Consider the following 21,209-nt stretch of genomic DNA (forward strand, 5'->3'; position numbering starts at 1 on the left):
CGCAGCGTCGACCGCCACGCGACCCGGCGAAGGGGGGGCGGTGGGGACGATTCAGGGCTTGGGCGGGGCGGATTCCCGGGCCGCCAGCTTCGCCAGGTGGGCCGTCATCTCCTCCAGGCTCGCCAGGCCCAGGAAGTCGTAGCAGAGCATCTCGTAGGTTCGACGCGCCGGCTTGCGGCCCGTCGAATGATTGATCAGCAGGCAGGCGATGATCGCGCAGTACGTCTCCAGCAGGATCCCCTTGGGATGCTCCCAGAGCAGGTGGTTGCAGCCCAGCGTTTGCTTGAAGAACCGGAAGAAGATCTCGATCGTCCACCGGTAACGATAGATCAATGCGATGATCGCTTCCGGCACGTCCGCGAGGTTCGTCGCCAGCAGCAGTTCGCCGTCGCTGGAGGGGCCCGCGGTCTTGCCCTTGCGGCCGCCTCGCTTCTCGTGCGGCTGCGTTTTCACCGCGACCAGCCGCGTGGCGTGGCCGGGACGCCGGGCGACGGCCGACGACAGGCCGAGACTGACGATCGAGTCGGAGGCGACCCCGGCGGCGATGGCCTCGTCGGTCAGGGGTCGGGACTCGACGACCTCCACCCGGCTGTTGTCGCGGATTCGGCAGACATAATCACTCTTGGCATGCACGATCGCGTTGAAGAGGGTGAACTGGCCGAACCAGCGGTCCATGACGTAGGTGCGCCCGGCCTCGGCAGACTTGCGGAGCACGGCCTTCTCGTCGGAGTCGCCCGAGTTGGCCGGACCGGTCAGCTCGACGCGGGCGGGGACCGAGCGGTCGACGTCGAAGTGGACGTGAAGCCGCCAGGCATGCCGCGGCGTGCCGTGCCTGCTGTCCAGCCAGGCCGACTCGACCATCCTCGGCAGGGCCTTCAGCAGGGTGCCGTCGACGGCCGTCAGCGGGTTCTTCAACGCGGCCAGTCGGGGGTCCTTGGCGACGCCACGGACCTCTCCGGCCAACTCGGCGATGACGCCCGCGAGCGCCTCGGGATCGAAGAGTCGCGCGGCCTCGGAGAGCGATCCGGTCGCGGCGTGGGCGACGCCGAACCGCTTGCGGACGTGTCCCAGGTCGCTGACCTGCGAGAGCGCCCGCAAGCTGCGAGCGACGGGATTGAACATGGCCAGGGTGACCAGCGAGGCGAGCTGATCGAGGTGAAGCGTGCGATTCTTGGCCTTGTCGCGGTGACAAGCGTGGTCGTGGAGATGGGCGAAGAGCGGCCGGATCCGACCGAGAATCTTCAGCCCGGCGAGGTTCCGGAGCTCATCGGGAGTGCCCATGCCCGACAATTCTGACGGAGAGGCGGCGGTGGCGCAAGAGGAAATCGATCAAATCGGGTGACGGCCGCATGCGCAAAACCGGTGCCGAACACGATTGGAATGTCCCCTTTTTATCCCTTGCAGTGGACTCCGGCGTCTTCTTTGTGAGCCTCGCTCGCTTTCCGAGAGATCAGGCTGACTCGATCGCTTCGTCAGCGGAACTCTCGGTCGGGCGCAGACGTCGAAAGTTCGGTGATTGGTCGACACCGCGCGGAGGAGATCCGATGGGCCTCACATCGCCAGGAAGTGTCCTAAGCCCGTACGGCGGGCAGATCGGGGACCCATCGAGGCTCGCGATCCTGGTCTTCGCTTTGGTCGCGGCCACCGCGGCCGGCGAAGAGCAAACTCTCCGTCGCGTGAAGGAGGGGGTGGCCGAGCCTCCGGGTCAACATCGGCCTTGGGCCGCGCCCGCGACGAAATTGCCGGAGTTCCTGCTGGACGCGACGGCCCATCTCTTCGAGGAGGGCGTCTCCGACCCCCGGGGGTGCGAATACCGCCAGGTCGGGATCTCGCGGGACCAGGTCGAGAGGGGCCTTATCGCGACGGCCCGGGGATTTGTCCTACCCGAGCGCGTCGACCTCCCCGGGCATTTCTTCGTCGGCTGGGACGGCCTGGTCCATCGCGCCGTGAGCGTCGGCCCTCCGATCGACCTCGATGCCGACATCAGGGCGCTGGCCGAATCCCTGACCATGAGGAAGAAGGGGCCCGAGAGCCGCAGGCCGCCGTGGTTGCCGGAACGGCCGGGCTGGTCCCTGCCTACGGAGGAGGGAGCCTCTTATTCCTACTCCGGCGTCGACGACTCCTCGCCGATCAAGCTCTGCATGCTGCTCAGGCTGGGCCGGTCCGACCTGGCCGAGGCCCTCCTGGCCGCCGGCACGACCTGGAGGCCCGGGGACGCGGCCGGCGACCGGGCGGACTACGGGGTCGGCGAATTCTGGCAGGCCTCTTGCTGGGCGGCCAATGCCTTCAGAATCTCGGCCCAGGCACACTCACAGGGAGACGACGTGACCGCCCTGGATCTGGTCCGCAAACTGGCGAGATTTCGCGACCTTGCGACCGCGCGGGCCGACGCGATGAGTGTCCCACGGGTCGACTGGCGAGGCAAACCCCTCGGGCCAACCGATCCGCGGTTCCAATTCCTCGGCCAGCTCGACGACCTGCTGCGTGACCAGCGGCGTCGGGTCGCCCTCCCCCCCCGGATCCCGATCCTCGAGAGGAGGGAAAACCAGGCCGCTCGCATCACTGCCATGATCAGCGACCTCGACCAGATCAACGTGCCGTGGCACCCTGCTGGGGGCGCCACCAGGCTCGAGGACTCTCCCCTTGTGGCCGCGCTGATCGCCGAGGGGGGGCCGGCCGTGGCCCCGCTGCTCAAGGTCCTCGAGTCCGACGACCGGATGACGAGGTCGTACAGCCCGGGGGGCAAATTCCTGTCGACCGTCGTCTATCCGGTTTTCCAGGTCGCCCACTCCGCCCTGACCGCGATCCTCAAGACGAGCGATTTCGATGCGGGAAGATCCACCCCTCTGTGGAACGCCGGGCACGCCGAACGGACGGCCCTCGCCACATCGATCCGCCAGTTCTGGGAGAAGACGAATCAAGGATCCAGAGGCCGTTGAACGGCCGCCACCCGGCGTCGCCGATCTACGGAACTGCCGGCAGGTTGACGGTAGGCTATGACCTGTCGAGGTGGAATCGATGAGGAAGGGAAGAGAAAGGGGGGTGGGGGCAGACCCATGGTCCCGGCGCGACTTCGGATTTGCCCTGGCCGGTAGAATCTCACCGAACCAGCCAAATCAAACCCCGCCGGCCCCCTCCCACGGCCTCCGCCCCCGAGACCCTACCCGATGCCGCTCGACGAACAGGCGACGCTCAGCCGTGGCGCCAAGGCCGTTCCCGGTCTGCGTTTCATCCTCCTTCTCGGACTGCTCGACGCCTTCGGGCCGCTGGGCATCGACATGTACCTGCCCGCGTTCCCGCAGATCGAGCGGGACATGAACGCCGGCGGGGGGGCGATGCAGCTGACGCTCTCGCTATTCCTGGCCGGGCTGGCGATCGGCCAGATCGTCTGCGGGCCAATCTCCGACCGGATCGGCCGGCGCACTCCGCTGCTTTATGGCTCGGCCGCGTTCGCCGTCGCATCGCTGGCCTGCGCGTTCACGCGGTCGATCGAGGGCCTCATCCTGGCCCGGTTCATCATGGGGCTGGCGGGCGCCACGGGGATGGTCGTCGCGCGGGCGGTCGTGCGCGACTCGTTCGAGGAGGCCGACTCGGCGCGGGTCTACTCGATGCTGATGCTGGTCATCGGCATCGCGCCGATCCTGTCGCCCACGGTTGGCGGCTGGCTGATGCAGTTTGGCGGCTGGGGGTCGATCTTCTTCGCCCTGGCGGGGTTCGCCTGCGTCTGCGGGGTTGCCGTGGCGGTGGACATGCCCGAGACGCTGCCGCCTGAGCGCCGGAGCCGTGACGCGATCGGGTCGGTCTTCCGCCGCTATTCCGAGATGATCGTTGACCGTCGATTCGTGGGCCACGCCGCGCCGGTGAGCCTGGCGCTGGGCCTCATTTTCGCCTACGTCGCGTCGGCCCCGTTCGTGTTCATGCAGCTCTACAAGCTGACCCCGACGTCGTTCAGCCTGCTCTTCGCCGGCAACGCGATCGGCCTGATCGGCGCGGCGCAACTTAACCGTGGGCTGACGCGGCGTTATGACACTCACGTGATCCTGCGTGCCGCGTCGCTGGTCAACGCGGGTGCGGCATTGCTGCTGCCGGTGCTCGCCTGGACGGGCGTGGGGGGCCTGCCCGCATTCTTCGGGGCGATCTTCCTCTGCCTGGCAACAGTCGGCCTGATCCTTCCCAACGCGACCGCCGCGGTGATGGCGCCGTTCCCCGACCACGCCGGCGTCGCCTCGGCCCTGCTGGGCATGCTCCAGTTTGCCGTGGGGGCCGCCGCGGGCGCCCTCGTCGGGTTCTTCCACGACGGGACGGCCCGCCCGATGGCCCTGACCATGGCCGGTTGCGCCACGATCTCGCTGATCGTTACCCTCACCGCCGAGAAGCAAGTCGAAATCGCCGCCTCGCCCGCGACCGCCTGAATTCGAATGACGAAACGCACGCCGGGGCCCCGTGGCGCCCCGGCGTGCGTTCGTGTTTTAAGCCGAGTCAGCGGGAAGCGGTCAGTCAGCTTTCCGGGAAATCTTCCCCGCGGCGCCTCGATTGCCGCGACGTCCCTGCCTGGCTGGCTCCTTGCTCACTCCGCCGTCGGGCGGCATGCGGCGGATCCAGTCGGTGATGAGGTCCACGGCGGCGTGGTCGACCTCGGTGGAGACGAGCGGGGGCATCTGGGCGGAGCCTCGCTGCGAGATCCGATGGAGCAGCACCGATCGCTCGGGTGCCCCAGGGGCGATGAGACGAGCGTCGGGCAGGTTGAACTTGTCGTGGGAGGGGACCTGGTCGATAAGGCTCATCCCGCCCAGAGGCATCCTGAAGCCGAGCTGCATCAAGGAGTTGCCGCCCCCCTCCTTGACGTGGCAGGTGGCGCAATTGACGTCAAGATATGACCTGGCGCGAGAGGCCAGCGGGGCCTTGGTGTCGTACGGGTCGACCATCCGAGGGCGGTCGTCGCGGAGCTCGGGGAGTGTGCCCTCGAAGACGTTGATGTGCTCGAAGGTCCTGAGCTGGTTGTCGGTCGCGGCTCCGAAGTTACGATCGCGATCCAGCTGCATCGGGCTGAAGCCGAGGACGAATCCCAGCGCCCTGGAATGGCAGACGAGGCACTCGGTGCGGGAGGGGAACCGCCAGATCTGCTCGCGGCGGCCTTCCGGCTTGGTCGAGTCGACCACCTCGAAGGCATCGGCGGTGCCCGCCGACGGGACGAGCTCGGCGTCGGTCTGCTCGGGATTCCAGCGGTAGGAATAGCCGGTCCATTGCCCCTGGAGTCGGACCATCAGGCGAGTCTCGATCCGCTTGCGCGAGGCCTTGCCGGCGTCGTCGGCCAGGTCCAGGCTGAGGGTCTGGACCGTGACCGAGCCGTTGGGGAACGACCAGGCGCCGCCGGCGTTGAGCTGCGGCTGCTGCTGGACCTTTTCCATGCCGGTCAGGGCGATGAACCGGGTCATCGAGGCGCCGTCGGCCCACTGCGGAGCGACCACCTCGTAGGGGAGCGCGGCCGTGTGCGGGGTGAGGTCGGGAACCGAGGCGAAGAGGCCGGTCTCGCTCAGCTTGGTCGGGAAGGGCTGGGTCGGCTTGTCGGCCTCGGTCGTGGGTTGCAGGCGATAGAACCCCGTGACCTGGTCGATGACGTAGAGCTCATTGTCGTGGTCGGTGCCGAATCCGGTGATGTTGAATGGGGTGTCGACCAGTTCGCGGTTCCAGATCGCCTTGGTGCCGTCGTGCTTGATCCCCCAGACGCGGCCGGTCGACCAGTCTCCGTAGACATAGGCGCCAACGAGTTCGGGCAGGCGTTTGCCGCGGTAGACTCGGCCGCCGGTGAGCGATCGGAACTCGCTGTGGGAATGCTCGGCGGCGGGCCCCAGGATGGGGTCGGCCCCGGCCTTGCGGGTGACGTGGAAGGGGTGGCTCCCCTCGACGATGCTCCAGCCGTAGTTGCCCCCCTTCTTGACCAGGTAGACCTGCTCCCAGAGGTCCTGCCCGTTGTTGCCCGCCCAGAGCTGCTGCGACTCGCGGTCGTAGCTCATCCGCCAGGGGTTGCGAATCCCGTAGGCCCAGACCTCGGGCCGTGCGCCCGGGCGATCGACGAAGGGGTTGTCCTTGGGAATGCCGTAAGCGCGGCCCTCGGTGGGGTGGTCGACGTCGATCCTGATGATGCAGGCGAGCAGGTCGTCGAGGGTCTGGCCGGTCAGGTTGGCGTCGGAGTCCGACGAGCCGTCGCCGGCGGAGGCGTAGAGGTAGCCCTCGTTGTCGAAGGCGACGTCGATGCCGTCGTGACCGTTGGAGGGCCACTCGACGATCAGGAGCCGGGAGGCCGGGTCGATCTTGCCGCCGGGCTGCGGCCCGACGGTGTAGCGGACGACCTTCGAGGCCTTGCCCTCGCCCTTGTCCGCCTGCCCGTTCATGCCGAGGTAAATATAGCCGTTCTTCTCATAGTTCGGGTGCAAGACCATGCCATAGACGAGCGGCTCGACCTCGAGCAGTTGCTCGGGCTCGCTGGCCGCCTGGTCATCGGGGATGGCCAGGATCCGGCTCGGTCCCCCCCAGCCGCCGAGATGCTGGAGGATGAAGAGCCGCTTCGTGCCCGGCTCGGGCAGCAAGACGAGCGGCTGCTTGATGTTCAGCTTCGGGAACGCCCGCTCGACCTTGTAGGGAGAGAGCGGATCGGGCGAGCCGACGACGCGCGAGTCGTTCCAGGGGAGGCGTTGATTCAGGCCAAACGGCTTCTCTTCGGCCATGGCCGCGGCGCCGAGGAGAAAATAGACCGGGATTAGAACGCGCAACGAACGCATAGGCGTTGCCTCTCAACGGACCAGATTGGTGAGGACGCAGGCCGACCCTGGTGAGGGTCGCGAAGAGGGGGGCGAACGCCCTGGGCGGAATGATGGGCGAGATCGAGTGTAAACCAGCCGGGATGCAACGCCAAGGGGCCGCAATTCGGCCCCCGCCGGCGGACTTTCACCCGCACGTACGAGGCGAACATAGAACCCCACGCCCGAGGCCGATCGGATCAAGGGGAGTCTGCGGCGACGGGCGAGTCCATCCGGCCGAGGACCATGACGACGGCGCCGATGATCGCCCGCCGAGACTTCCGGCGCGTGCGGGTCGCGGGAAACCGCCGCGTCAGGTCGGCATGGCCGGCGTCCAGCACGCCCAGGCTCGTCCCCAGGCCTGGAAGCGACTGATCGTCCACGGCCACCAGCCCGTCGTTGGGTCCGTAATAGGTGCCGAGGTACGTCCCCATCGTCCGCTGGAAGAGCCTGAGCCGGGCGGGATGAGACTCCGTCTCGACGAAGAAGACCTTCGGCCCGATCAGCCGCGCAGCCTCGCAGCGGTCCTCCATCTCGACCCGCCAGTAGGCACGCGAGTCCTCCCGGGTCAGGCCGGCCATGCCGGCATGACGCCCATCCTTGAGAAGGCCCGCCTCGCGGCGGCCGATCAAGGTGCCCAGCCAGCGATAGCCGGCCGACATCCGGTCGTCCATCGGCTCCGCGTCTCCCACGACGTAGTCGGCAAGCGCGGTGCCCCCGAACGGGCCCTGGATCAGGAACATGGCCTCGACATGCTCGTCGACGAACTCGGGATGATGCAGGGCGAACGCCAGCGCGTCGCAGGCCCCCCGACTGTGGGCAATGACGACCAGTCGTTCGTCGCCCAGCCCGGCAACCCGCCTGAATTCGTCGCGTACCTCGTCGAGGTTCTCCTCGACCGTCCTACGCGAACTCGGGTGGATGAAGTGGATCGCCGGCTTCGGCACCCCCAGCGCACGCAACTCGGCGGCATTCTGGGCGAAATAGGCGGGCATCCGCTCGGAGCCTAGCCCGCCGACGAAGACGTACCGCAGGCTGACCGCCTTCCGGATGGCGGACTCGGGCACGCGAAGCTTGCCCCGCGAGGCTGCCTCGAACCAACCGCCGAAGTCGGCCGCCGTGACGATTGGCTCGTCGGTCGAGCCTCCAACCACGAGGCAGATCCCCAGCAGGGATGCCGTAAGGGCCGCCATGAGGCCTCCTTGAAGTCCAACTCCCGCGAGCCCGCGTCGATCGACCGCTCCTGGCCGAGCCTCCACGATACACCCTGTCTGGCCGGGGCCGCCATCCTTGAAGTTCCAGGTTGAGCATGCCCGGTCAGGCGAATAGCAACGCGGCGAACGCCAGGGTCCAGGAAACGGTCCTGATCCAGTTGTTCGCGATGAGCCGCCGGATCTCAGTCTCGTCCTGACCGGTGGCTCCGAGCCTTCCGTGGGCCGGCACCGCCAGGGCGAAGGTCGAAACCCAGGCGATCGCCACCAGGGCCGCGGCCACAATCGCAGGCGGTGACGGTCGGACGACGAGGAGCCACCCCAGCAGGAAGACCTGGCCGAACATCAGGGGGGCCACCACCCAGGTCACCGATCGGGTATACCCCGCATGCCAGCGGAGGAAGCGATCACGCTCGATTTCCCCGAACGCCGGGTAGATCACGAGCTGGACCAGCCAGATCAGGACGACCAGGCCGAAGGAGACGATGCGAGTGGCTTCGAGCAGTGTCACGCCAGATCTCCGGGACCGCGAGATCAGGTGGGAACCGGCCCCGCGGTCGGCTCGAAGTAACGCCGCTGGAAGACCCGTGCGACGCCGACCAGTCCGATGAGGACGGGCACCTCGACAAGTGGCCCAACCACCGCCGCGAACGCCGCACCCGAGTTGATCCCGAAGACGGCGACCGCCACCGCGATGGCCAGTTCGAAGTTGTTCGAGGCCGCGGTGAATGACAGCGTCGCCGTCTTCGAGAAGTCGGCCCCCAGCTTACGCCCCATCCAGAACGAGACCAGGAACATCGCGATGAAGTAGACGAAGAGGGGCAGGGCGATGCGAAGGACGTCCAGGGGGACCCGAACAATGTTCCCCCCTTGCAATGAGAACATGAGCACGATCGTGAACAACAAGGCGATCAGGGTGATCGGGCTGATCGCCGGGATGAATCGGGCGTCGTACCAGCCACGCCCTCGGGCCTTGACCAGCACCAGTCGTGTGATCATCCCGGCCAGGAACGGGATGCCCAGGTAGATCGCGACGCTCAGGGCAATCGACCCCACCGTGATCCCCGACAGGTCGACGTCGCCGAAGTTGACCCCCACCAGCGGCGGCAGCACCTTGAGAAACAGCCAGGCGTAGACGGGATAGAAGAGCACCTGGAACACCGAGTTGAACGCAACCAGGCCCGCCGCGTACTCCGGGTCGCCGCCCGCCAGGTCGTTCCAGACGATCACCATGGCGATGCAACGGGCCAGCCCGATCATGATCAGCCCGATCGCATATTCGGGCCTGTCCGACAGGAACGCGAGGGCCAGACCGAACATCAGCAGAGGCCCGATCACCCAGTTCTGCACCAGTGAGAGGCCCAGAATCCGGGTGTCGCGGAACACGCGACCGAGGTGCTCATATTTCACCTTCGCCAGGGGCGGGTACATCATCAAGATCAGGCCGGCCGCGATCGGGATGGAGGTCGTGCCGGCCGAAAAGCCCGTGATGACCCGAGTGGCAGACGGGGCGAAGTGACCGAGCGCGACGCCCCCGAGCATGGCCGAGAAGATCCAGAGCGTCAGGTAACGATCAAGGAACGACAGCCGACCGGGAGACCTCGGGCGGCAGGTGGGTGTGGCTTGACTCATCGCGAAGCACCCCGGGCCTGGACCATCGCCGACATCATCAGGCGGCCGATGTCGTCGCGACGCTCGGCATATTTGATGGCCTCGTAGGCCCCGCCGTCGTAGATCTTCGGGTCGAGATAGGGCATCGACACGCGCAGGGCGGCCCCCCTGACCGTCGGGCAGCTCTCGTCGGCCTCGCCACAGACCATCAATGCCGCGAAGCCCGATTGCGGGTTCGATGCGTCGCCATAATGTTTCGAGAACTCGGTCGCTTCCAGCCCGTCGCCCCAGCGCACCCTGTAAATCGAGTTGGCCGTGCCGGGCTCGCCGCGCGTGGCCTCCTGGCCGGTCGACTCGACCTCGAAGCCGATCGCTTCCAGGGCCTTCGCGGTGCGCGGGTTGAAGGCCGTCGGGGCGGTGCCGCCGCTGTGGAAACGGATCTCGGGCATGCCGTAATAGCTGGCCGCCAGGTTGCCCATCGACGAGCCCAGGATGCTGCGCCTGGAATTGCCCGTGCAGACGACCGTGACTTGCAGCGGAGTTCCCGGCCGATAGTTCGCCGCGATCCAGGATGCGAGCTTGGCACCGGCCTCGCGATGCGGCTCATCGATCAGGTCGAAGGTTGTCGCCAGGTAGTCGGCATGCTCCCTCAGGGCCGGCAACATCCGCTCGCGGCTCTCGGGCGTCGCCTCACCCACGGCACGGGCGATCTCCGAGGAATCGAGCTTCGCATCGGCCCCTGCAAGCGTATTGAACGTCTCGGATTCCATGAAATTTCCCAGTTCGGGACGCGTTATCAGTCCGTCCTTGGCGAGTGCCTTCGCCAGGACTCCTTTGATTCGTTGATCGTTCGTCGGATCCTTCGCCTCGGCCGTCCCGTGCCGCTGCACGAGCCAGAGAGCGCGGACGAGCGGGCCGGGATCCGGGGCGGATGGTGCGGCCTGGCCGAGGCAGGCGACGAGGAGGAGCATGGGCATCGGGCGGTGATCCTGGATGGGGTGCAGCGTGTGATCGGCGTTTGATGGGGAGGACCTTCGCTCCAACGAATCGGTCCTATTTGGGGATTGGGGATGACTTTGGTCTGCCAGTCGCCGAAAATAACGATGGCTGACGTAGGACGATGCGGATGCTTCTCCAAGTCCTGGACCGCAGCAAAGAGGGGGATGGAGCCATCCGAAAGGATGCCCCCTACCATTTATTTCTCAGCCGTCAGTGCGGTTCTAAGAGAACATCAATCGTCGGTCACACCCGTCGCGGAGATCAGGGCTTGAGGGCGAACACGCGGACGCTCGCGGCGTATTCGTTAATGTTGAAGCGTTTGAGCAACTCGACGAAGCCGCCGTGCACCTCGTTAGCCCTCGCGTCCGGCGAGCATGCGCCGCCGACCACGGTGAGGCCCCTGGATGTGGCCGGGGTTTCAGGCGGAGGGCAGCAGGCCACCTGGCCTTCCACCGCGCCGTAGGCGTTCAGGTCCATCGCGGTGTCCACAACCTCCACCGAGGCGAACCCGGCGGCCTTCAGGCCCTCGACGTACTCAGCGATGGGGACGGCTCCGGCGATGCAGCCGATGTAAGCGTAGAGATCCTCGGCGATCTCCGGCGGCAGCGGCTTCTTGAGTGCGATGTCGGAGACCGCGACCCTCCCACCTGGCTTCAGCACGCGGGCGATCTCGCGGAAGACGGCGGCCTTGTCGGGGGCGAGGTTGATGACGCAGTTGGAGATGACGCAGTCGACCGACGAGTCAGCCAGGGGGAGCCTGTCGATGGTCGACTCGTGGAATTCGACGTTCTCGTATCCCTGCCGCTCGGCATTCGACCTGGCCCGATCGAGCATCTCAGGCGTCATGTCGATGCCGATGGCCTTGCCGGTGGGCCCGACCTTCTTCGCCGCCAGGAAGACATCGAGCCCGCCGCCGCAGCCAAGGTCCACGACCACCTCGCCGGGCCGCAGGTTGGCCGTGGCCGTCGGGTTCCCGCAGGAGAGCCCCATGTTGGCCTCGGCCGGGATGCTCGACAGCTCCGCGGCCGAGTAGCCGAACGCCTCGGCCACGCCCCGGACGCCCGCGTGCTCGCTCGACAGCGAGCTGGCCGCGACCGTCCCGTACTTCTCCCTCACGACCTCCTCGATCGACTTCGGCATCGGTCCCTCCGTCTTTCAATGGTCAATATGGGGCCAGGCGAATACAGGAGTGCAAAAAAAGGAGGACGCGGTCGTCGTCTCAGCAGCATGAGGTCAGCCGGTCGAGCCGCCCGCGGTCGTCCTTGAGAATGTCGAGGCCCGCGAGACAGGGGCCGACGCAGGCGATGAGCATCCGGTGCAGGTCGCTTGTCGGCTTTGCCAGCCGGTAGTAGACCCAGAGCCCTTCCTTGCGGGTCGCGACGATCTCCCGCTTCCGCAAGTAGGCCAGGTGGCGCGAGACTGTCGGCTGCGGCAGGCCCAGCGCCTCGTGCAGGTGGCAGACACAGACCTCGTCCCTGCCGGCCAGGAGGTGCACCAAGCGGAGGCGCACCGGGTCGGCGAACGCCTTCAGGAGGTCCGTGGGCAAAGCCAGAGGATCGGTGGTCGCCTCATTTATCCGCATAAACGAATATAGAGCCGCTCGGGTCGAGAAGCAAGCCCGGTCGGCTTTCAAACCGGCCGCCAGAATCCGGACGGCGGACGATCTACCCGCAGCGCCAGTTTTCAGGGTCGCCCCCTCGGGCCCGGGCGAGGTCGGGCCCAACCAATCGATGCAACCTATCCAACTCCCTACAACGCGAACGTTCCTTGGCGTCTCCGCACCTCGTCCCGCCCGAACGTCTTCCATATTAAACCAGTTAGCGAGATGGATCGGGGTTGCCCCGGCGTCGCAGCGAGCATTGCCTCTCCCAATGACACGAGGTCGACGATGATTCGCAGGAATCGCATGCGGGCGCTGCCACAGGCATTGGAAACGCTCGAGTCGCGCTGGCTGCTCGCCGCGCCGCAGATTCCCGGCAATCTGGGGGAGATCCTCTTCAGCCAGTTCCAGCCGAATGGATTCAAGACGACCGTCGGGACGCAGCTCCAAGACGTGAAGCTGCGGGGCCCGTTCAGCATCGATGTCGTGACCGCGGCCCCGTCGGATGACATGAACCGGGTCGCCGCCACCCCGCCGATCAATTCGGGCCTTATCGAGGGTAGTCAGTTCAACGCCGGCGGATTCCTCACGATCGGGCTTCAGCTCGATCGGATCTACCTCGGCGGCGGGCTGACGGTCCACGGGTACGACGATGAGGGCTCCGGGGCAGGGGCCGTCGATGCGTCAGGCCTCTCGATCGCAGCCGAGACACCGTCCAACGCCACGCTCCCGGCGCTGGTCAACCGCGGCCTGATCTCCAACTCGCAATTCAGCGACGGCGGCTTCGGCACTGTCATCTTCAACCCGGACGGGACGGTTCTCGTTCGCGAAGGGCGTGTCGGGTTCCAGTGGCTCGACGCCCGCGTCCGCGGCTCGGTCGACATCGGGATCGACGACCAGATCATCCAGCCCGGTGCGGTGGTCCTCAATCCCGAAGCCTCCAACTCCGCGGCCATCGTCGCGAGCGCCGCGCCCGGGCTCTCGTACCCGGGCAAGACCGTGATCGACAAGACCAAGAACATCGGCCGCATCCGCAGATCGCAAGTCAATGACGGCGGGTTCGGCGACATCGGCCTGCAATGGTCGGATGTGGCCGTCGGTGGCGGCGTGGGGACCTCAACCAACACCCTCTTCATCAAACCGCAACTCGACAATAACGGGCCAATCACCGTCGCTGATCGGGTCTTCGGCCGGCGCGCCAAGGTCGCGGCGTTGAAGACTGACGCGACCACGGCGGTCAGCAAACCGGTCGCCCAATCGAGCGATCTCTCGGCCTCCGCTACCGCCGCTGAGTCCCCTTACCTGACGACCTACACGAATTCGGCGACCAACAGCGGGCAGATCATCGGGGCGCAATTCAATGACGGCGGGTTCGGCGACGTCGGGCTCCAGTGGAAGAAGGTCAGGGTCGGCGGGAGCGTGACGGCCGTCCACAACTCGCTGACCGTGCAGCCCGAGAACAAAGGGCAGGGCCTGATCACGGTCAGGGGGGTGACTTTCCCGACGGTTCCCGAAGTCGGGACCAAGCCGGTCCGCGCGAAATTCCGCACGCTGCCGGCCAATCCTGCGGTCGTCGAGAGCGACGGCGCACCGCTGACGACAACGCTGCCCAAACCGACCGGACCTCTCAGCCCATTCTTCCCGACGCCGTTCGATGGCGCCGGCACCGTGACACTCCCGTATCCCGGGAATTATCCGCTCGTCAATTCGGCGAGCAACAGCGGGCTCATCGCGGGCGGCCAGTTCAGCTCGGGTGGGTTCGGCGACCTGGGGATGCAGTGGCAGCACGTCGGGGTCAGCGGCAATGTCCGGGTCGTGCATAACTCGCTCTCGGTGCACCCCGAGGGGTCGCAGCTCGAGGGCATCTCGGTCTCCGATGTCTCGTATGGCCCGGCCATCTCGCGCAGGGTCGCCCGTCACCTCGCGGTGCTGCCGTACGCGGTCATCTCGCCGGGCTCGGTGACGACGGAGAGCCGTGCGCCCGTCCCCGGCGCCAAGGTGCTCAACCCGCCGAACAGTCGGTGGCTGACCGACCAGCAGCTCGCCGCGGCGAGCGGGACCGACATCTTCCTCCAGTGGAACGGGATCGAGCACCGTCGCGGGCTGGTCGTCGTCCACAACATCATCAAGATCACCGGAGTGGGGGTCGACACCGGTCCGATCACGCTGAAGAACATCCGGTTCCCGTACCTCGTCCCGCCCCTCGGCCCCTTGAAGGCCGCGGCCCTCCAGCCCATCGTCACGGTGGGCGATGATCCCCGGGATGCCACGCTGCTGAACTCGGCGGACAACAGCGGGATCCTCAGCCATGCCCAGTTCAGCGACGGGGGATTCGGCGACGACGGGCTCCAGTGGCGGAACGTCAGCGTGGACGGATCGGTCGAGGTCGTCCACAATACGCTGGCGGTGGACGCCTCGTCGGACCTACCCGATGGCGACGTCGCGGGGCCGATCACGATCTCGAACGTCACTTTCAATAGCGGCGCCCTCGAAGGTAACCTGTCGAGGCAGCAGAACCAGCTCATCGTGTCGCCGCCCGACGTCTTCCAGCGCGTGTCGTCGCGTCACGTGAACCTGGGACGCGCCCTCCCACAGAACCGCTCCGTCAGGAATGAAGCCACGAATAGCGGCATCATGGCCGGCGGGCAGCTCTCCGCGGGCGGGGCTAACCATACGTTCCTTCAGTGGCAGTGCGTCAAGGTGCACGGGAAGGTGAGGGTCATCGACAATATCCTCTCGATCAGCGTGCAGGACCGGCCGTCGGGGCCGATCACGATCTCGGACGTGACCTTCGCCTGACGAATGCCGCAGAGGAGATCTCAGGGCGCACGCCGCTCGGGTCATGACCCGAGCGGCGTGCGCCCCCTTGCATGGTCCGGCTGATCCTCGGCGCGTTTTGTGCGAGGCGGGTGTGTGACTTGCTCCAGACCTCTCGCCGACGGCCTGAATCGTCAGACCTTGTGGACTCAACGAACGTGACCACGCATCTGCCCCCAGTCCCCCTTGTCTCGACCATCTTCGGCCTGACCTATCTGGCGCTGGCGATTGGGAAGGTCCCCGGCCTTCGGATTGATCGATCGGGGATCGCGTTGGTTGGCGCCTCGGCGATGCTCGGCTTCGGCGCGCTTGACCTGCACGAGGCGGCGACGGCGGTCGACTACGAGACGCTGATCCTTCTCTTCGGGATGATGGTCGTTGTGGCCTATCTCCGCCTGGCAGGCTTCTTCGCCCTGGCCACCGAGCAGATCGCCGCGAGGTTCGCCTCTCCCCGGCCGCTCCTGGCGGTGACGATCGGGATGTCGGGCATCCTGTCGGCCTTCCTGGTGAACGATGTGGTCTGCGTCGCGTTGACGCCCCTGGTGCTCGGCCTGACCCGTCGCCTGCGCCGCCCGCCGCTCCCTTATCTCGTGGGGCTGGCGACGGCCTCGAACGTCGGCTCGGTCGCGACGATCACGGGGAACCCGCAGAACATCATCATCGGCTCGCTCTCGCATATTTCCTATCTACGATTTTCCGCGAGGCTTGCCCCGGTGGCTGCCGTGGGACTATTGATCAACTACGCCGTCGTCGCGTTTGTTTATCGCAGGGCGCTAAACGAGCCGGTGGCGACGCCAGATGAAGACCGGACTGCCCCACGAGTCCACCGCGGCCTGCTATTCAAGAGCGTCGCGGTGACCTTGTTGACGGTGGCCTTCTTCTTCGCGGGGGCCCCGATCGCCCTGGTGGCCCTGTCGGCGGCGGCCGTCCTGATGCTCGACCGGGTGCGCCCGGAGAAGGTCTACGGATCGGTCGACTGGCCGCTCCTGGTCATGTTCTCAGGCCTGTTCGTGGTGGTGCATGCCTTCGAGGCGACGGTGGTCCGGACCTGGGAGATCGACCGCTGGCACGCGCTCCTGGACTCGCCCGTCGTGATGGTCAGCGGCCTCTCGATGGTCCTGTCAAACCTCGTCTCGAACGTCCCGGCGGTCCTGCTGTTCAAGCCCTTGATGGCGGCGATGGCCGAGTCTCAGCGGGAACAGGCGTGGCTGGCCCTGGCGATGTCGAGCACGCTCGCGGGGAATCTGACGGTGCTCGGCTCGGTGGCCAATCTGATCGTCGTCGAGAGTGCCCGACGCGAGGGGACGACGCTCGGCTTCGTCGAGTATCTGAAGGTCGGCGTCCCTCTGACGATCTTGACGACCCTGGTCGGAGTCGCCTGGCTGGCCCTGACTTTTTACTGAGAGGATCAGGTGATGATCCTCTGCACGACCTCTCCGCTGACGTCGGTGAGGCGGTAGTCTCGGCCGACGTGGCGGAAGGTGAGACGTTCGTGGTCGAGGCCGAGCAGGTGGAGGATCGTGGCGTGGAAGTCGTGGACATGGACCCGATCCTGGGCGACCGCCACGCCGTAGTCGTCGGTCGCGCCGTGGACGATCCCGCCTTTCACTCCGCCGCCGGCCATCCATGACGAGAAGGCCTGGTGGTGGTGCTCGCGGCCTGCGTGGCCGGCCTGCTCGTGATACGGTGTGCGGCCGAACTCGGTGGTCCAGACGACCAGGGTGTCTTCGAGCAGGCCGCGCTGCTTGAGGTCGGTGAGCAGGCCCGCGATCGGACGGTCGACCTTCTTCGCCAGGCCTGCGTGGTCCTGCATGTTGCCGTGCGAGTCCCAGTTGCCCGACGAGCCGGTGTCGATCAGCTCGACGAACCGCACCCCGCGCTCGGCGAGACGGCGCGCGACGAGACACTGCCAGCCGAACCCGGTCGCCTGCCCGCGTTCGAGGCCGTAGAGGGCGAGGGTAGCGTCAGACTCCTCGGACAGGTCGAAGGCGTGGGGCGCCTCGTTCTGCATCCCGAAGGCCGTCTCGAACGAACGGATGCGGGCCTCCAGCGCGGGGTCGGCGGCGCGTTCGGAGAGATGCCGCCGGTCGGCCAGAGCGATGAGGTCGAGCTCGCGTCTCTGGCGGGACTCGTGCGTAATTCGCGGTCGGACATTGGGGATCGGCGTAGGCCCGGGGACGACGTGCGTCCCCTGATGGCAGCCGGGGAGGAAGTCCGACGCCCAGGTCTGGGCGCCCGCGTAAGGTGCAGCCGGGGCGATGACCATGAACGACGGCAGGTTGCGGTTCTCGGTGCCAAGGCCGTAGCTGACCCAGGCCCCAATGCTCGGCCTGGCGAAGGTGAACGACCCGGTATGCATGCCGAGCGTCCCCTCATAATGGTTCGTGTGGTCCGAGGACATCGAACGGATCACGCAGAGGTCGTCGGCGCGATCGCGAACGTGCGGGAAGAGGTCGCTGATCTCGGTGCCGCACCGGCCGCCGGGGCGAAACTCCCAGTTGGGACGCTTGAAGAATCGCTGAAACGCCCCCGTCTTGCCCTGCCAGTTGTCGACCGTGATCGACTTTCCGTGCCCCGCGATCAGCAGCGGCTTGGGGTCGAACGAGTCGACGTGGGAAACCCCGCCGGTCATGTAAAGGAAGATGACACGCTTGGCCTTGGGCACGAGATGAGGTCGCTGGGGGGCGAGCGGATCGCCCACGGAGGCGGCGACCTGCTGATCGGCGAGAAGGCCCGCCAGGGCGATCGCGCCAAACCCCCCTGAGGCGCGGGCGAGCATCTCGCGGCGTGAGATCGTGCGGTCATCGGGCTCGAACATGGGGAGCATCCCATCAATCGACGAAGAGGAATTCGTTGCGGGAGTAGAGCGTGCGGGCGAGGGCCGACCAGGCGAGCGAGTCGGCCTCTCGCGGGGCGACGCCCGACGATTCGAGGTCTTCTCGCTCGGCGACGAGGAAGGCGAGGGCGTCCGACTCGTCCTCGGCCGACGGGGGCCGGGAGAGAGTCGTCTCGAAGGCAAGGCGGAGGCGTGCCCGGTCGTCAGTTTGGGCCGTCTCCAGCCGACGGGCGAGCGCATCGGCCTGCCCGTGGACGAACGGGTCGTTCATGAAGAAGAGGGCCTGAGTGGGGACGGTCGTGGCCGACCGATGCGCCGTGGACGAGTTGGGGTCCGGGCCGTCGAAGAGGGCGAGATACGGGTGCCGCTTCAGGCGCTGTGTCATCAGATAGACGCTCCGCCGATCCGACTCATACACGGCGGAGAAGGGGCCGTGCTGCGTGAACTTCCAGGTCTCGACGGGGGGGAACGGGTGGGGGCCGGCCGGTGAAGTGTCGAGCGTGCCGGCGGTGAAGAGCATGGCGTCGCGGATCTCCTCGGCGTCGAGCCTGCGGCGGGGGAACCGCGCCAGCAACTCCGTCGAGGAGTCTCCCGAGCCGGAGGTCTGGTAGACGTTCGAGAGCATGATCGAGCGATGGAGCGATTTGACCGACCAGCCGCCGTCGATGAACTTACGGGCGAGGTGGTCGAGCAAGTCGGGATGCGTGGGCGGGAGGCCTCGCCGGCCGAAATCATTCTCGGTGGCCACGAGGCCGCGGCCGAAGTGGTGCTGCCAGACCCGGTTGACCATCACGCGAGGGGTCAGCGGGTTGGACGGCCGGGTCAGCCAGCCGGCCAGGGCGAGCCGGCCGCTCCCCGAGCCGGGAGGCACCCGATCGCCTCCGAGGATCTGCAAGAACCGGCGCGGGACCTCGTCGCCAGGCGTCGTCGGCTCGCCACGTTTCTGGATGCGAGCGTCGAGGGGGGTGCCCTCGGCCACTCCGTAGGCCACGGGGAAGGGCCCGATCTTCTGGAGGGCGCGGCGCGATCCCTCGGCGGTGGCGCGGCGGGCGTCGAGGGCGTCGAGCGTGACCCTCAACTCGCGGACCTTCTCGCGGGTTTCTCCGGACTGGTTGGATGCCCCCGCGGACGAGGTCGCATCGAGGGTCGGGAACAGTGCGTCACCGATCGCGAGGTTATCGACATCGCTGGCCGGCTTTTCTCCGGGAATCTGGCCATAGCCGTCGACGAATGCCGTCTCGAGAATCCCGTCCCAGCCCGTTGAGAACGCCTTGCCGGTGAATCGGGTCAGGTCACCCGGCAGGCCGACTGTGCCGGAGTAGGTGCGTGTGTCGAGGTTGGCGATGACCTGAAGGTTGTACCAGACACCTTCCTTCAACTCGCGGATCGGCTCGCGGGCGTCGCCCGATCGCAGGATGAGCTGGCTCGCGTTGAACTCGACCTCGATGGCGGCCGAGGTGCCCGGCCCGTGGCCGAGGTAGATTCGGTACGTGCCCTCGCCACTCGAGACGGGGCGGAAGTCGACATTGAAATGGACAAGATCGTGGGTCGCGGGCGTGCGGTTGACCGGCAGCGTCTGGACGAACGCGTTGTTCGCGGCGTTGTTCGGGAGCGAGACACCCCGCGACCCCGCGGCATACACGTTGGTATAGGGGCTCTGGGACGCGGCACTCACCTTCGCCCCTTCCAGAGAACTCCAGGGCAGGCCCGGCCCCGCCGCGATCCCTTGCGCCTCGAACGAGCCATCGATCCCGACGGCCGCGAGGATCTCGGGGCCGATCGAGGCCTTGCGAGCGTCGACTTCCTCGACCTCGGCGTTGAGTCGGGCCAGGGCCTCGTCGTAGTTCTTCTGCCTGACGGCGGCCTCGGCGGGCGGCACCAGCGGCACCAGGTCGCGCGGACGGTTCTTCTCTTCCGAGCCGGGGAAGGCGTAGCGGGTGCTCTCGAAGATCCCGAAGAGTGCGTAGTAGTCGGCCGCCGAGACCGGGTCGAATTTGTGGTCGTGGCAGCGTGCGCAGCCGATGCTGAGGCCGAGTACCGACTGCCCCAGTGTGTCGATCGTGTCCTGGATCGTCAGATGCTGGTAATTCTGAGGGTCGAACCCGAACCGGCGCGAGGTCGCGATGAATCCGGTGGCCGTCACCAACTCGGCGTGCCTGGAATCCGGGAAAGTCGCCGCGAGCAGGTCACCGGCGACTTGCTCGCGGATGAACTCGTCGTAAGGCTTGTCGCGGTTGAAGGCATCGATGACGTAGTCGCGATAGAGGCGAGCTTCGCGTACGGGGAAGTCGGCCGTCTCACCCGCGGTGTCAGCATAGCGGACGACGTCGAGCCAGTGCCGACCCCAACGCTCGCCATAGCGGGGGCTGGCAAGCAGGCGGTCGACGACCTTCGCGAACGCATCGGGCGAGGGGTCGGCGGTGAAGGCGGCGATCTCGGCGGGGGTCGGCGGCAGGCCGATCAGGTCGAACGAGGCGCGCCGGATCAGGGTCCGGCGGTCGGCCGGGGGCGACGGTCTGAGGCCCTCGGCCTCCAGGCGGGCGAGGATGAACGCATCGATCTCGGCGATTGGCCAGGCGCGGTCGGCGGTCGTAGGGACGGGCGGGTCGGTCAATGGCGAGAACGACCAGAACCGGCGGTCGTCATCGGTAACCCCACCGGAGCGTACGGCCACGGGCGTCTCGCCGCCAGGCCAGGGAGCGCCCCGCTCGACCCAGAGCTTGAGGATGCCAATCTGCTCGTCGGAGAGTTTCCGATCGGGCGGCATCTCGAAGTCGCCCTGATGATTGACCGCCTGAATCAGCAAGCTCTTGGCAGGGTCTCCGGGCACCACCGCCGGCCCGCTATCTCCGCCCCGGATCAGGGCCGACCGGGCGTCGAGCCTCAGCCCAGACTCCTGCTTCTTCGCTCCGTGGCACTTGGTACACGACGCGACCAGGATCGGCCGAACCTCCCGCTCGAAGAAGGCCTCTCCGGGCCCGTCCGCCGGCGTGGCCATTGCGGCGGCTCCGCCTGCCACCACGACGAGCCATGCTGCTACCCACCTCATGAGTCGTCCCCGCCGCCGGAGGAATGAATGGCTTCGACAGTCCGTCGCCTTCTACGCATTGACACAAGGATGCACCGAATCGGGTCGGCCCGCGAGGAAATTCCCAACTTACCCAGGAATGCATCGCGTCCAGGCATGATTGCAGGGCCTCGACCGTCCCGGCAGAAATCCGGCGCGATGTCTTCGTATCTCGTAGGCTCCATTGCCCCTTGTGCGCGGGAGAATTCTCCAGAGCCTCGAAGCCATTCAGGCGTCCCCGTACGGGCGGGGAACGCCTCGACGACCGGAT

At 66.9% G+C, this 21,209-nt stretch carries 14 protein-coding genes; 4 read left to right on the forward strand and 10 right to left on the reverse strand.

The window, feature by feature from the left end:
* Positions 1 to 51: 51 nt before the first annotated feature.
* Positions 52 to 1,281, reverse strand: coding sequence for an IS4 family transposase (locus EP7_RS08960; protein ID WP_463527510.1), 1,230 nt, complete (start codon positions 1,279 to 1,281; stop codon positions 52 to 54).
* A gap of 263 nt (positions 1,282 to 1,544) precedes the next feature.
* Between EP7_RS08960 and EP7_RS08965 the strand changes: the two genes are divergently transcribed.
* Both EP7_RS08965 and EP7_RS08970 read left to right on the forward strand, forming a co-directional pair.
* A complete protein-coding gene (locus tag EP7_RS08965; RefSeq protein WP_463527511.1) occupies positions 1,545 to 2,939 on the forward strand; it encodes a hypothetical protein in 1,395 nt (464 codons plus the stop codon).
* 228 nt (positions 2,940 to 3,167) lie between these two features.
* Positions 3,168 to 4,412, forward strand: coding sequence for a Bcr/CflA family multidrug efflux MFS transporter (locus EP7_RS08970; protein WP_463527512.1), 1,245 nt, complete (start codon positions 3,168 to 3,170; stop codon positions 4,410 to 4,412).
* 81 nt (positions 4,413 to 4,493) lie between these two features.
* Here the strand turns inward: EP7_RS08970 and EP7_RS08975 are convergent, their stop codons facing one another.
* From EP7_RS08975 to EP7_RS09005, 7 genes are all read right to left on the reverse strand, one after another.
* Entirely contained in the window at positions 4,494 to 6,779 is a 2,286-nt protein-coding gene (locus EP7_RS08975; protein WP_463527513.1) for a PQQ-dependent sugar dehydrogenase, read from the reverse strand.
* A 218-nt stretch (positions 6,780 to 6,997) separates the two neighbouring features.
* Complete coding sequence (locus EP7_RS08980; protein ID WP_463527514.1) at positions 6,998 to 7,990, reverse strand: lipase family protein; 993 nt, start codon at positions 7,988 to 7,990, stop codon at positions 6,998 to 7,000.
* Positions 7,991 to 8,114: 124 nt separating this feature from the next.
* Positions 8,115 to 8,519: a hypothetical protein gene (locus EP7_RS08985; RefSeq protein WP_463527515.1), complete on the reverse strand. Its 405-nt coding sequence runs from the start codon at positions 8,517 to 8,519 to the stop codon at positions 8,115 to 8,117.
* Between the two features lie 23 nt (positions 8,520 to 8,542).
* Positions 8,543 to 9,640, reverse strand: a complete 1,098-nt coding sequence (gene arsB, locus EP7_RS08990; RefSeq protein ID WP_463527516.1) for an ACR3 family arsenite efflux transporter — start codon at positions 9,638 to 9,640, stop codon at positions 8,543 to 8,545.
* Positions 9,637 to 10,596 carry a low molecular weight phosphatase family protein gene (locus EP7_RS08995; protein WP_463527517.1) on the reverse strand — a complete coding sequence of 320 codons (960 nt, stop codon included), beginning with the start codon at positions 10,594 to 10,596 and terminating at the stop codon, positions 9,637 to 9,639. The genes arsB and EP7_RS08995 overlap by 4 nt, the downstream gene beginning before the upstream one ends.
* A 283-nt stretch (positions 10,597 to 10,879) precedes the next feature.
* Complete coding sequence (arsM, locus tag EP7_RS09000) at positions 10,880 to 11,758, reverse strand: arsenite methyltransferase (RefSeq protein WP_463527518.1); 879 nt, start codon at positions 11,756 to 11,758, stop codon at positions 10,880 to 10,882.
* Between the two features lie 79 nt (positions 11,759 to 11,837).
* Positions 11,838 to 12,164 (reverse strand): ArsR/SmtB family transcription factor, encoded by a 327-nt coding sequence (locus EP7_RS09005; protein WP_463527519.1) that lies wholly within the window; start codon positions 12,162 to 12,164, stop codon positions 11,838 to 11,840.
* 342 nt (positions 12,165 to 12,506) lie between these two features.
* Between EP7_RS09005 and EP7_RS09010 the strand changes: the two genes are divergently transcribed.
* Positions 12,507 to 15,017: a hypothetical protein gene (locus EP7_RS09010; RefSeq protein WP_463527520.1), complete on the forward strand. Its 2,511-nt coding sequence runs from the start codon at positions 12,507 to 12,509 to the stop codon at positions 15,015 to 15,017.
* Positions 15,018 to 15,193: 176 nt separating this feature from the next.
* A complete protein-coding gene (locus EP7_RS09015) occupies positions 15,194 to 16,438 on the forward strand; it encodes an anion transporter (protein ID WP_463527521.1) in 1,245 nt (414 codons plus the stop codon).
* A gap of 5 nt (positions 16,439 to 16,443) precedes the next feature.
* Here EP7_RS09015 and EP7_RS09020 read toward each other — a convergent pair whose 3' ends face one another.
* Positions 16,444 to 17,853 (reverse strand): DUF1501 domain-containing protein, encoded by a 1,410-nt coding sequence (locus EP7_RS09020; RefSeq protein ID WP_463527522.1) that lies wholly within the window; start codon positions 17,851 to 17,853, stop codon positions 16,444 to 16,446.
* Between the two features lie 13 nt (positions 17,854 to 17,866).
* Complete coding sequence (locus EP7_RS09025; protein ID WP_463527523.1) at positions 17,867 to 20,869, reverse strand: PSD1 and planctomycete cytochrome C domain-containing protein; 3,003 nt, start codon at positions 20,867 to 20,869, stop codon at positions 17,867 to 17,869.
* Positions 20,870 to 21,209 lie beyond the last annotated feature (340 nt).

This window comes from Isosphaeraceae bacterium EP7 (assembly GCA_038400315.1).
Taxonomy (GTDB): Bacteria; Planctomycetota; Planctomycetia; order Isosphaerales; family Isosphaeraceae; genus EP7.